The sequence below is a fragment of the Martinezella sp. CNPSo 3732 genome (assembly GCF_057784515.1).
The window spans coordinates 76917-89600 of the sequence record NZ_JBXSOO010000001.1 but is presented as its reverse complement, the minus strand read 5'-3'; the positions used below and the strand labels follow the sequence as shown (position 1 = coordinate 89600).

Below are 12684 nucleotides of genomic sequence, written 5' to 3'. Positions count from 1 at the left end.
TGAGGATCGGGCCAGACGAACGCCATGCGCATTCTGCTCGTTGAGGATACGCAGGATGTCGGCGAAGCCATCTGCCGGCGCTTCCAGGCGACCGGCCACACCGTCGATTGGCAGACGGATGGCGGCGTCGCGGCCGAGATCCTTGCCTTCACCGACTACGATCTCGTCATCCTCGACGTGATGCTGCCCGGTCTTAATGGCTTCGAAATCCTCAAAGGGTTGCGGCGCGCCCGGGTGACGACGCCCGTCCTGATGCTGACGGCACGCTCCGAGGTCGACGATCGCGTCGGTGCCCTCGATCTCGGCGCCGACGACTATCTCGTCAAACCCTTCGACTTTCGCGAGCTTGAAGCCCGCGCCCGGGTGCTGTTACGTAGGCGCAGTGGGGACGCCACCAACTTCGTCACCTGTGGCGACATCGTGCTCGATCGCACCAGCCGCTCGGTCAAAGTCGGCAAGCGTGAGGTGCAGCTGAAGCGCAGGGAGATGACGCTACTGGAAATCTTTGCTTCCCGGCCCGGACGCGTCTTCAGCAAGCAGGAGCTGCTCGACCAGCTTTACGGCTTCGACGAAGCGGTCAGCGCCAACGCGATCGAGCTTTATGTCGGGCGACTGCGCAAGAAGCTGGAAGGGGCGAAGGCTCGCATCGTCACGCTTCACGGCATCGGCTATCAGCTGGTCTCCGATGACGCTTGATCGCTCGCTTTTTGCCCGCCTGGCGGTCGTCATGTCGGTTCTTCTGACTGCCGGCGCTGGAATACTCATAACCGCGAGCTGGTATTCGGCACGCACCGCAGCCGATGATGCCTATGATCGGGTTCTGGTCGGCGCAGCATTGCAGATCGCCGATGGTCTTGCGGTTCAGGAAGGCGCGCTGATCGTCGATCTGAGGGCTTCCGCATTCGAGATGCTGGGGCTCGCCGACCGCGACCGCATCTTCTATCGCATCCTCGACCCCTCCGGAAAGACACTCACCGGTCATCGCGATCTGGAAACCGACGTCGATCTCGGCACGGTTCGCCGAGAGCCGGTCCTGAGTTCCGGCCTCTACAAGGGTGAAGCCGTGCGGATCGCGGTCGTCGGGCGAGCCCTCTCCGACCCGGCGGCCTCGGGCTGGGCGCATGTTATCCTCGCCCAGACCGTCGGAGCGCGCCGCGGACTGACGCATGAATTGACGCTCGGCGCCGCGATCACCATCGTCATCATGTGTTTCCTAGCGCTGGTGGTCATGATCCTCTCCATCCGCCAGGCGCTGCGACCGGTCAACCAGCTCGGCGGAGCTCTTCGCCGCCGCGATCCACAGGATCTCACGCCTCTTTCCGTATCCGTGCCGCGTGAGCTTCGCCCCTTCGTTGGCTCCATCAATCACTTCATGGGTCGCCTCAACGAACGCGTCGTGCTGCTGCAGCGTTTCATCGCGGATGCGGCACACCAGATACGGACACCGCTGACGGCACTGACAGCACAGCTCGACCTCTTGAACAACGACAAGCTGGACGAGGCGGACAGGCAGCATCTCGGACGCGTCCAGCAGCGCGCCGATGAGCTGGCGAGATTGACCAACCAGCTCCTGAGCCATGCCATGGTCATCCACCGCGCCGAATCCGTGCAACTCGAACCCGTCGATCTCAATGAAATCGCCAGGCGTGCCTTCCGCGTGGCCGTGCCGATCACGGTCGACCCCGATATCGTCGTCTCCTTCGAAGAGGCCGATGTCGAGCTTGCGGTTCTCGGCGATCCGGTCAGCCTGCGGGAGGCGATCGTCAACGTCATCGACAATGCGCTTCGCCACGGAACCCTTTCCAGGCTGGAGGTACGCGTGCGCGATGCAGGCCCCCTTGCCCATGTCGAAGTCGAGGATGATGGTCCTGGCATTCCCTCCGTAGAGTGGCCGCGTGTCACCCAGCGCTTTCAGACATCGAAAGCCGGCGAAGGAAGTGCGGGGCTTGGCTTTGCCATCGCCTCGGAAGTCGCGGCCGCGCATGGTGGCGCGCTGCAGTTTCGCGCCAAGGACGAGGATGCGCATGGCTTCACCGTCATTCTTGCTCTTCCGCGCATTCATAGGGAGGGAAAATGAAACCGCGGCTCCTCTTCGCCTCCTGGCTGAGCTTTGCGGCCTTCGTCTTTACGCCGACCCTGGTAACAGCTGTCGAGGGCACGACAAAGCTCTTCCCAGCTGTTAATGGCGAGACGGCCCGCCTGTCGATCCATGGCGCTGCCGATCTCCAGGCCATGGAGCCGTTGATCCGGGATTTTCAGGAGATAGCGCCGGATATTACGATCGACTATTCCGACTATGTCACGAATGAGCTGCATCGGAAGGCAAGCGCTGCCTGCGAGCAGAACACGTCGCTTGGCGACCTTTGGCTTTCCTCATCGCTCGATCAGCTGGTCAGCCTGGCCAATAATGGCTGCGCCTCGGCCTATAGTTCATCGGAAACCGCCCAGGTGCCCAAATGGGCCAATTGGCGCGACGAGGTCTTCGGCTTCACCTTCGAACCGGCGGTCTTCGTCTACAACGCGCGCTACGTACCATCGAGCGACGTACCGCGCACCCGCGCCGAGCTTGCCGATCTGCTGCGGCGCAGGCTCGACTATTACGAGGGGCGAGTGGGTACCTTCGACATCAGGACGTCAGGCGTCGGTTATCTCCTCGCCTTCAGCGATGCCCGTCAGGCGACCGCGACCTATGGCCGTCTTCTCGAAAGCATGAGCCGTGCCGATGTGAAGGTCAGCTGTTGCACCGGGACCATCCTGCAGCAGATCGCCAGCGGAAGGATCTATCTCGCCTACAACATGATCGGGTCCTACTCCTATGCCGCTGCTCAGGCCAACCCCGATCTGAGGGTCATCATTCCACGCGACTATACGCTGATCCTGAGCCGTGGCGTGCTGATACCGAAAACAGCACGGCGGCCGGACCTTGCCCGACGCTTTCTCGATTATCTCCTCTCCAAACGCGGCCAGGATCTGGCACGGCGCAAGGCCTTTTTCTTTACCGAGAAAGGCAATATTCCCGAAGGGGTCGACGGGCCGTCGACCCTCGGTGAACTGAGCTTCGTTCAGCCGATCCGCATCGGCCCCGCATTGCTTGCCGCCCAGGACGAGGCGCAACGGCGTCGCTTCATAGATGATTGGAGCCACTCGATGCTGAGCAATCCCGGATCGCCACCACCCGGCACTGGAAAACCATAAGGGGCAGATCGACTTGCGCGACCGGGACCGGGCGAATGTCGCCCAGTCCCGTCGAGGCCATGCCGGGAGGCAACGGCCCTGGTGAGCCATGCTATTTCACCGGGCTCACTTTCGATGCAAGCGCCGCGCCGGATTTCTGGACGCTGTAATGGACAGCAACCCGCTCGCCGACCTTGAAAGATTCGACTTCGATATTTTCCGGCAAGTTTACCGTTGTTCCCGAGGACAGCGTGATCTGGTCCGCTTTCGCATCGATATTGGTGATGGTTCCTGTCTCATCACGAGCAAGCGCCATACCCGCAGCCAGGGTCGAGGTCGCAAGAACGCCGATCGCCAAATATCTCTTCCGCATAATTCACTCCTTTGATTTGCAAGCGTGTTTGGGGCCTGATTGGGCATTGGCCGACATCGTCGGCCGCTTGGAAAGCTAAGCAGTGATCCTTCCCTGCACTTTGCCGGATTCTTACAAATTAGACATCGGTAGAGATTTTGGTCTTCGTCTGGCAAAGTTTGCCCAGACAGCGCAAATTCAGGCAGGAAACCTCCGACGATCCGCTGGCAAATGGAGCCGGGGAACATCAAAAGGTTTTCCTGCCTGAAGCCGTTTGCCGCAACGAAGATACGAGCGGCCCCTCCTTCGACGGTGTGCCTCACGAGTTCCGCTCTAGAAACGATCCTGTTCGGCGTCCGATGCGGTTTCGGGCTCGTAAGTGGCCGTCATATACATGACGGTCAATATGATTGCCCCCAGAAACAAGGCGCTCGTATAGATCGTTCCGAATCCCAGGCCGCCATATTCCAGCGGCTGGGAAAGAAGGTCTCCGAAAGACGCACCGAGCGGCCGCGTGAAGATATAAGCCAGCCAGAAAGCCAGAATAGCGTTCATGCCGAAGTTGAAATGGCCGATCGCTATGACGGCAATGATGCCGAGGAAGATCAACCCGGTCATGACATATCCCAGGCCAAAGACTTCCGCGATCAGATCGCCGACCGCCGTGCCCAAAGCGAAGGTGAAGAGGATCGCCAGCCAGTAGAACCCCTCGCGTCTTGCCGTGAAGATCGAGTGAATGGACAGCGTGCCTTCTTTCTTCCACCAGATGAAGAAGGTGAGCGCGAGCGCAATGGTGAAGCCGATGGTCGACACCTGAAGAGGTACCCCCAGATTGTCGGTCAGGTTATCGGTCAAAAGCGTTCCGACAACGCTGATCATCACGACGGCGGTCCAATAGGCCCATGGCACGTAGCGCCGCTGCAGAAACTGCAGGGTAAGCGCACCGATGAGCACCGCCGTCATGATCGCGGATGTGGCGACCAGCCCGAGGCCCATGTTGACGGCAAGATAGTCGGCGGCCGTTTCTCCCATCGTGACGGCGAGCAGCTTGATCAACCAGAAGTCTCCGGTGACCCGCGGAACCCGATTGAGGACATTGCTTCCTATGGCATATGACAGCGAGTTCATGACATACCCCCGTTTTACTTGCCCATCAGCGTCATTGCCTCTTGGAGAAAGGCATCGGCGCGCTTGTCGTCGTCTGCATTGCAGCGCTCGACGGCTTTCGCCTCCAGCGCATCGACCTTCGACTTGGCATCGGACGTCAATTTTGCGGATGCTTTCGCCGTGCGCATCTCCTTGAGCGCGTCCTCGCATGGGCGGGCGGCGGCGGCGTGGCTGGCAACGGGAAGTGCGACCAGACAGGAGAAAACGGCGGCGTTCAAGAGGCGGATCACGTTACGCTTGGTCATGGGAGGGGCTCCGATAGGCGGCCGGACTGCCGCTTGGGTTGGTCGTCGGCCGCATCGAACATGCAACCAACGCCTCCATGTTCTATGCGGTCGCCTTTACGCGGCCTTTGCTCGAACAATACCGTTTCGTAAGAAATGCCGACGCTGCCAACCGCTCATCCTTACGCATTTGTAAGAAGCCGTTCAGGTTGCAGACACCTTCTTGAGGCATCTAGGCAGTCGTGGTGAATTGACGGAGCCTGGATTGGCATGAAGATCCTAGTGGTGGAAGATGATCTAAAGACCGCCGAATACATCGCGCGCGGGCTCAGCGAAGCCGGCCATATCTGTAACGTCCTTAGAGACGGGACCGATGCGCTCTTTCAAGTCACCAGGGAGCAATATGACGTGCTGGTTATCGACCGGATGGTTCCGGGGCTCGATGGCCTTTCCCTAGTGAAGGCTGCAAGAGCGGCAAAGATCAAGACGCCGGCAATGTTCCTGACTTCGGTCAGCGGCGTCGACGACAGGGTCGAAGGGCTTGAAGCCGGCGGAGACGACTATCTGACCAAGCCATTTGCCTTCTCCGAGCTTCTGGCGCGCGTCAATGCCCTGGCACGCCGGCCGCCGGTCCAGGATCGGAAGACGGTACTCAGGATCGCCGATCTCGAGCTCGATGTGGTGAAGCGCCAGGTGCATAGGCGCGGAATTGCCATCGATCTGCAACCGCGGGAGTTCACCTTGCTGGAGGCGCTCATGCGGGGCGAAGGCCGCGTGCTGACGCGCACGATGCTTTTGGAAAGCGTATGGGATTTTCACTTCGATCCGAAGACGAGCGTGGTGGAGACCCATATCAGCCGGCTGCGAGCAAAGATCGACAAGCCGTTCGATGTTTCTCTGCTCCACACGGTTCGCAACACCGGCTATTGCCTACATGCACCGCGATAGGTTGTTGCGCAGCACGCCGCTCAGGCTGGCGATATCCTTCGGGCTCTTCTTCATCGTCGCCTTTCTCATCGCCGGTTTTGTCGCCTACGGCCTGATGACGCGTGAACTGGCGAGGTCGCTCGACGTATCCATCAAGGACACATATTCGGTCGTCGCCTCGACCTATTCCTCGAACGACCTGGAGGACCTCATCGCGGCGGTCGATACCTATTCGATCCTCAAGCGCCCGGAAGACCAGGTTTTCCTTTTGCTCGACGACAAGGGAGCAAGGCTCGCCGGAAATGTTCGTGCCGCAACTGTCAAACCCGGACTTTCGACCGTTCCCGCAGCGCTGTTCGGACTTGGTGACGACGATCCGGTACGTCTCGTCGCCGGCAATGTCGGCGGCAACAGCCTGATCGTCGGCCAGAGCTACCGCGAAACCGATCGGATCGAGCAGATTGCTTTGATGAGCTTCGCCTGGGCCTCGGTCATCATCGTCGGGGCAATTGTCCTGGGCGGAACCGTGCTTGCGACGCGTACGCAGCGCCGACTGGAAGCGATCGAGCGAACTCTGATTGACGTCTCCGCGGGGAACCTGGCACGGCGAATTCCGATCCGCAGCAATGGCGACGATATCGACGTCGTTTCCACGCATATGAACCAGGCCCTTGCCCGGCTTTCCGCGCTCGTCGAAGGCATGCGGCAGGTCAGCACGGATATAGCACACGATCTGAAGACACCCCTCAATCGGCTCGGATTGACCATCGAACGAGCGCTGCAGCGTCTGGAGCGGTCTGAAAATGTAGAAGACCTGCTTCTTGACGCCAGTGATGAGACGGCCAGGATCAACGCAACCTTCGAAGCCCTGCTTCGCATCTCGCAGATCGAGGCAGGCGCCCGAAAGACACGTTTCAAATCGGTCGATCTCCAGGCCGTCATGACGGCGGTCGCTGAAATCTACGCTGATGTCGCCGAAGATAACGGGCAAAGCCTTTCATTGGAGCCATCGGCGGCGGGCTCCTACACGATAAATGGCGATCGGGAATTGCTCACGCAGCTCTTCGTCAATCTCATCGAAAACGCAATCACGCACTGCCCGGCCGGCACGATCATTACCCTATCGCTGATGCCTGAAGAACAACATTATCGCGCATGCGTAGCAGATAACGGCAGCGGCATTCCCGAGGAAGAACGTGAGCTGGTGTTCAGGCGCCTCTACCGCCTGGATAAAAGCCGCACAACGCCGGGGAATGGATTGGGACTCAGTCTCGTAAAGGCAATCGCCGATCTCCATGGTGCATCCGCCATGCTGGAAGACAACAAGCCGGGCTTGCGCGCCTGCTTGCACTTTCCGAGAGTAGCGCTCGCGCAAGAGATACCAGGGTCGACACGAACTCCCAATGAACCCGATCGGGTTTGATTGTAACCCGCGGCCCGCCGGCCGGCGCACTCAGTGCGCGGGAGCCGGCTCTGCTTCTGCCTCGGGTGCATCCTTCTTGTGATGATCGGCTGCGAGCAGCATATAGACCGCCGGCACGACGAAGAGCGTGAACAGCGTTCCGATGGCAAGACCGGCGGCAATCACGAGGCCCATGTTGAAGCGGGCGACAGCCCCTGCTCCGGTCGCCAGGATCAGCGGCACGACGCCGAGAACCATGGCGCCCGTCGTCATCAGGATCGGCCGCAAGCGGATGGCGCAAGCGCCTTCGATCGCTTCGCGCTTGGTCTTTCCTTCGGCCTGCAGCGTGTTCGCTACCTCGACGATCAGAATGCCGTGCTTGCTGATCAGCCCCATCAGCGTCACCAATCCCACCTGCGTATAGATGTTCATCGACGCGCCGCCGATGCCGAGGCTGATGAAGGCGAGCGCGCCTGCGATCGACATCGGCACGGACACGAGGATGATGAACGGGTCTCGGAAGCTGTTGAACTGCGCCGAAAGCGCCAGGAACACGATGATCAGGGCGAGCGCGAAAGTGGTCGCCATGCCGCTCGATTCCTGCACATATTGACGCGACTGTCCGCCGTAGTCGACTGAGTAGCCTTGCGGCAATGTCCGCGCTGCAATCGACTTGAGCGTATTCAGCGCATCGCCTACCGCCACGCCCGGTGCCGGCACGCCGGAGATGGTGGCCGAATTCAATTGCTGGAAGTGCGCAACCGAGCGTGGCGTCGCCTGGAGTTTCGCCGTCGCGATCGCCGAAAGCGGGATCTTGTTGCCGTTCACGTTTGCGATCGGATAGTTCATGATCTGGTCGATGGTCTGGCGCGACCGCTGCTCGACCTGTGGAATGACCTGATACGAGCGGTTGTCGATACTGAAGTAGTTGACATAGCCACCGCCCAGCATGGAGGCGAGCGCCGAACCGACATTGTTCATGGACAAGCCGAGAGCCGAAGCCTTGCTGCGGTCGATCTGGATCGAATATTGCGGATTATCGACGTAAAGATCCTTCGTCAGGAAGATGAACTCGCCTGACTTCTGTGCTTCCTGCAGGAAGGCGGTGGAAACCTCGTTGAGCTGTTCGAAGCCGCTGGTGCTGCCGATGGCGAACTGCACGGGCAGACCGCTGGCGCCGGGCAGCGGCGGTATCTGGAAGACCACGGACTGTCCGCCGGCGATCTTTGCCAGATCTGCCTGCACCAGTGGCTGCAGCTGGTCCGCCGTTCTCGTGCGCTGGTCCCAGGGCTTCAGCACCATGCCCTCGAAGGACGTGCCCGGCACCTCGACCTGCAGGGTCTTGTCGGTTTCGGGGAAACTGCGGAAGATCTTGGTGACCTGGTTGGAATTGAGCAGCTTCTGTTGAAGCGTTGCATTGGGAGGGTTCGTCACCTGGGCTGCCAGGAAGCCCTGGTCTTCGTTGGGAGCCAGCTCGGTCTTGGCGCTGGTATAGAGGAAATAAATGCTGCCGAGCACGATCACGGCAAAGACCAACGCCACCGGCACGGTGTTCAGGCTGCCGTGCAGCATGCGCACATAGGGCCGATGGATTTCCGAAAAGCGGCGGTCGATGAAGTCGGAGATACGCTCTTCCCAGCCGCTGCGATCGGTCAAATGCGGCTTCAGGATGCGCGAGCACATCATCGGCGTCAGCGTCAGCGCGATGATCATGGACACGGTAACGGCGCCGACCAGCGTGAAGGCGAACTCCGTGAACAATGCGCCCGTCAAGCCGCCCTGGAAACCGATCGGCACGTAAACGGCGATCAGCACCACCGTCATGGCCAGGATCGGCCCCACCAGTTCATGCGCCGCATCGAGCGCCGCCCGCATGGGCGTCGATCCCTCTTCGATGTGACGGTTGACGTTCTCCACCACGATGATGGCATCGTCGACGACGAGGCCGATCGCCAGAACCAGGGCAAGCAGCGTCAGAAGATTGATCGAGAAGCCGAAGATCAGCATCATCGCGAAAGTGCCGACCAGCGACAGAGGTATGGCGACGACGGGAATGGCGACCGATCGTGGCGAACCGAGAAAGGCGAAGACCACGAAAATGACGATCACAAGAGCCTCGACTAGGCTCTTTACGACCTCATCGATGGAGGTGGTAACGAAGGTGCTGGAATCATAGACGATGTAGCCTTCGAGCCCCTGCGGCAATTGCTCCTGAATACTCGGAAACACTGCGCGCACGCCGGCGATCACGTCGAGCAGGTTGGCCGTCGGGGCGATCTGGATACCCATGAACACGCCGTCTTGCCCATCGAAACCGATCTGGACGTCGGGGTTCTGGGATCCGAGGGCAACGGTCGCGACATCCTTCAGCCGCACGATCGTGCTGCCGATCTGCTTGACCACCATTTCCTTGAATTCATCCGCTGAATGCAGGTCGGTCTGCGCCGTCAACACCGTCTGAGTCATCTGGCCGCGCGTGGTGCCGATGCCGGAGATGTAGTTGTTGGCGCTGAGCGCGGTCCAGACATCGCCGGCCGACAGGCCATAGGCGGCAAGCTTGTCCGGCTGCAGCCAGGCTCTCAAGGCAAAGGTTCGCGCGCCGAGGATTTCGGCCGTCTGAACGCCGTTGACCGCCTGCAATTTCGGCTGGACCACGCGCGTCAGATAATCGGTGATCTGGTTGCTGGCCAGAACGTCGCTGCGGAAGCCGATATACATGGCATCGATCGACTGGCCGATGGAAACCGTCATGATCGGCTGCTGCGTGCCCGTGGGCAGCTGGTTGAGAACGGAGGATACCTTGGCGTTGATTTCGGTCATCGCCGCATCGGCACTGTAGTTGAGCCGGAGATTTACCGTGATCGTCGACGTGCCGCTGGTGCTCGTCGAGGTCATGTAATCAATGCCGTTGGCCTGCGCGATGGCGTTTTCAAGCGGCGTCGTGATGAAGCCGGCGATGACGTCGGGCGCCGCACCGGGATAGGTGGTCGTCACCGTGACGACGGCATTCTGGGTCTGCGGATACTGCCGCACGGTGAGCGAACGGAACGACTGGTAGCCGATCACGATAATCAGCGCGCTGACCACGAGAGCAAGAACGGGGCGCTTGATGAAGATATCGGTGATATTCATCGCCACACCTCAGTTGGGGTTTGCCGGGTTCGCATTAGGATCGTTCGACGGCTGCACCTCGTTGTTGATGATGACGGGCGAGCCGTTGTTGAGTTTCAGCTGGCCTGACGTGACCACCACTTCACCCGCATTCAAGCCCTTGGTCACGGAGATCTGATCACCCCGCGCCTGCCCGGTGCTGACGAACTTCTGATTGGCGACGAGCTGCGGCTTTCCGTCCGCGCCATTGCCCTTGTCAGTCACCACATAGACGACATTGCCGTAGGGATTGATGGTGACGGCGGTCTGAGGCAGGGAGATATAATCCTTCGGCTCCCCGACCACCACCGTTATATTGCCGAACATGCCGGGCAACAGCTTGCGGTCAGGATTGGGGAAGGTTGCCCGAATGGTGATGTTGCGGCTCTGTGTATCGACGAGAGGGCTGATCGCCGTGATCTTGCCGTCGAAAGTCTGGTTGCCGTAGGCATCGACCGTCGCCGTTACCGTTTGGCCGACCTTCAGTTGCGACAGAGCCTGTTGCGGCATCGAAAAATCGAACTGGATCGGATCGAGCGATTGCAAGGTCACGACGGCGGTTCCCGCCGATAGATATTGGCCGAGGCTGACCAGCCTGATGCCGAGATGGCCATCGAAGGGCGCGCGGATCGAATATTGATCGATCAACGCCTGCTGTGACGCGACCTGCGCCTGCGCCGCCTTCCACGTCGCCAGATCGCTATCGACTTGGCTTTGCGCGATGGTGTTCGCCTTGATCAACCTGGAATCGCGATCATAGGCGATCTGCGCATTCGCCATCGTCGCCTTGTATTGTTCCAGCGTCGCGATCTGCTGATCGGCAAGCAGCTGCACGATGAGATCGCCCTTCTTGACGTCCTGACCATCCTCGAAGCCGATCTTCTGGACGATACCCTGGACCTGCGCCGAAAGATTGGCGCCTTCGACGGCATTGAAGCTGCCGATCGACTGCAGCGTCGTCTGCCACGGGCTCATTGCCGCGGTGATTGTCGAGACGGTCTGCGGTGGCGACTTGAGATTAGCCAGGTAGGCCGCAATCATGCGGTTCTTGAATGCCTGGAAGCCGAAGATCCCGCCAAGGATCAGGCCTATGACGATCAGCATGATGATCATGCGTTTTATCATGAGTGTCAGCTCTACTCTTCGGGAACAGGTCGGGAGAAATTCTATCGGTGTCGGCGCAACGGGATTTAACGGCAATTCTATCAGAAACCCGCCCGCACCGAGGCAGTCGCAAGCACATGGCAGCCTGCGGCCAATCTTTGCGTGGAAAGCGACTTTTGTGGGGACTAGCAGGTTCGATCAGCCAAATTCCTTGGCCAAGGCGTTCATAACGCGATCGTGCACGTCGCCCGCTGAGGACGGCGGTGACCTTGCAATGATTCCAGCTGGCGGCGTTCCGTGCGGCCATACTCTGCAAACCTCACCAGTCAACCGCCATTGGCCTGCCTCTGCATTCGATCAAGGATAAGTTGTTATTATCCGATCCACAACAGCCGATTTCATATGCGAGAATGCATATTTAATGGAGTCTTGAATAAAAGCAATCATGGCCCCGCGCACGACAGCCATCCCAAATCACCATGGCATCGGCGACCTTGGGATGGGAATGCGCGCCGGGCAAGCCGTTTCAGTCCTCAGCCACGCCGAGCCGCTTCGATCGCGGCCACATCGATCTTCCTCATGGTCATCATCGCGTCGAAAGCCCGCTTTGCCGGATCGCCGCCCTCGCGCAGCGCTTCCATCAGAACACGCGGCGTGATCTGCCAGGATACGCCCCATCTATCCTTGCACCAGCCGCATTCGCTTTCCAGGCCGCCATTGCCGACAATGGCGTTCCAATAGCGATCCGTCTCTTCCTGGTCTTCGGTGTAGATCTGAAACGAAAAGGCTTCATTGTGCTTGAACACCGGACCGCCATTCAAGCCGACGCAAGAAACACCCGCGACCGTAAACTCGACGACCAGCACGTCGCCCTGCTTGCCTTCCGGGTAGTTTCCCGGCGCGCGGATGACGGCACCCATGGCGCTATCGGGAAAAGTCTCGACATAAAAGTTGGCCGCGGCTTCTGCATCCTTGTCGTACCACAAGCAAATTGTGTTCTTCGCCATTACTCTGATCCTCCTGCTCTCCGTTTCCCAATTGCTGAAATAGGCGCGAGATCGCATTTCGCCACCCTCTTCGTCGCCATTTCGGCGTGCAATGACCGGCGTCTGCCCTTCGGATGCCGGTCAAACCGCATCGCGACTTCAAAATCGTCTTTTGCGCATGTCAATGCCGCGAAACCG

11 protein-coding genes are annotated in these 12684 nt (G+C 59.7%); 5 read left to right on the top strand and 6 right to left on the bottom strand.

All coding sequences use genetic code 11. The features are described 5' to 3' along the window. The first annotated feature begins 24 nt into the window (after positions 1-24). The 3 genes from AC13RM_RS00400 to AC13RM_RS00390 are packed head-to-tail and all read left to right on the top strand — an operon-like array spanning position 25 to position 3195. On the top strand, positions 25-696 hold the full coding sequence (locus AC13RM_RS00400; RefSeq protein ID WP_440479609.1) for a response regulator transcription factor: 672 nt from the start codon (positions 25-27) through the stop codon (positions 694-696). Continuing rightward, positions 686-2077 (top strand): sensor histidine kinase, encoded by a 1392-nt coding sequence (locus tag AC13RM_RS00395; protein WP_440479610.1) that lies wholly within the window; start codon positions 686-688, stop codon positions 2075-2077. Before AC13RM_RS00400 ends, AC13RM_RS00395 begins: the two co-directional genes overlap by 11 nt. Further along, the gene (locus AC13RM_RS00390; protein ID WP_488554418.1) at positions 2074-3195 is read left to right on the top strand and encodes an ABC transporter substrate-binding protein; all 1122 of its coding nucleotides are present in this window, start codon (positions 2074-2076) and stop codon (positions 3193-3195) included. The genes AC13RM_RS00395 and AC13RM_RS00390 overlap by 4 nt, the downstream gene beginning before the upstream one ends. A 91-nt stretch (positions 3196-3286) precedes the next feature. Here the strand turns inward: AC13RM_RS00390 and AC13RM_RS00385 are convergent, their stop codons facing one another. The 3 genes from AC13RM_RS00385 to AC13RM_RS00375 form a co-directional block, all read right to left on the bottom strand. After that, positions 3287-3547 (bottom strand): DUF1344 domain-containing protein, encoded by a 261-nt coding sequence (locus tag AC13RM_RS00385; protein WP_374823177.1) that lies wholly within the window; start codon positions 3545-3547, stop codon positions 3287-3289. Positions 3548-3859: 312 nt separating this feature from the next. Further along, the gene (locus AC13RM_RS00380) at positions 3860-4654 is read right to left on the bottom strand and encodes a COG4705 family protein (protein WP_285176793.1); all 795 of its coding nucleotides are present in this window, start codon (positions 4652-4654) and stop codon (positions 3860-3862) included. A 14-nt stretch (positions 4655-4668) separates the two neighbouring features. Then, a complete protein-coding gene (locus tag AC13RM_RS00375; RefSeq protein WP_285176795.1) occupies positions 4669-4938 on the bottom strand; it encodes a hypothetical protein in 270 nt (89 codons plus the stop codon). Positions 4939-5187: 249 nt separating this feature from the next. On the opposite strand from AC13RM_RS00375, the gene AC13RM_RS00370 reads away from it, so the two are divergent. After that, positions 5188-5865: a winged helix-turn-helix domain-containing protein gene (locus tag AC13RM_RS00370; RefSeq protein ID WP_374823172.1), complete on the top strand. Its 678-nt coding sequence runs from the start codon at positions 5188-5190 to the stop codon at positions 5863-5865. Positions 5866-5869: 4 nt separating this feature from the next. Next, positions 5870-7267: a HAMP domain-containing sensor histidine kinase gene (locus tag AC13RM_RS00365; protein ID WP_374823169.1), complete on the top strand. Its 1398-nt coding sequence runs from the start codon at positions 5870-5872 to the stop codon at positions 7265-7267. 30 nt (positions 7268-7297) lie between these two features. Here the strand turns inward: AC13RM_RS00365 and AC13RM_RS00360 are convergent, their stop codons facing one another. The 3 genes from AC13RM_RS00360 to AC13RM_RS00350 all read right to left on the bottom strand — a co-directional run bounded on the left by AC13RM_RS00360 (position 7298) and on the right by AC13RM_RS00350 (position 12507). Next, the gene (locus tag AC13RM_RS00360) at positions 7298-10378 is read right to left on the bottom strand and encodes an efflux RND transporter permease subunit (protein WP_374823166.1); all 3081 of its coding nucleotides are present in this window, start codon (positions 10376-10378) and stop codon (positions 7298-7300) included. 9 nt (positions 10379-10387) lie between these two features. Continuing rightward, complete coding sequence (locus AC13RM_RS00355; RefSeq protein ID WP_285176799.1) at positions 10388-11521, bottom strand: efflux RND transporter periplasmic adaptor subunit; 1134 nt, start codon at positions 11519-11521, stop codon at positions 10388-10390. A gap of 512 nt (positions 11522-12033) precedes the next feature. Continuing rightward, on the bottom strand, positions 12034-12507 hold the full coding sequence (locus tag AC13RM_RS00350) for a VOC family protein (RefSeq protein ID WP_374823162.1): 474 nt from the start codon (positions 12505-12507) through the stop codon (positions 12034-12036). Between the last annotated feature and the right edge of the window lie 177 nt (positions 12508-12684).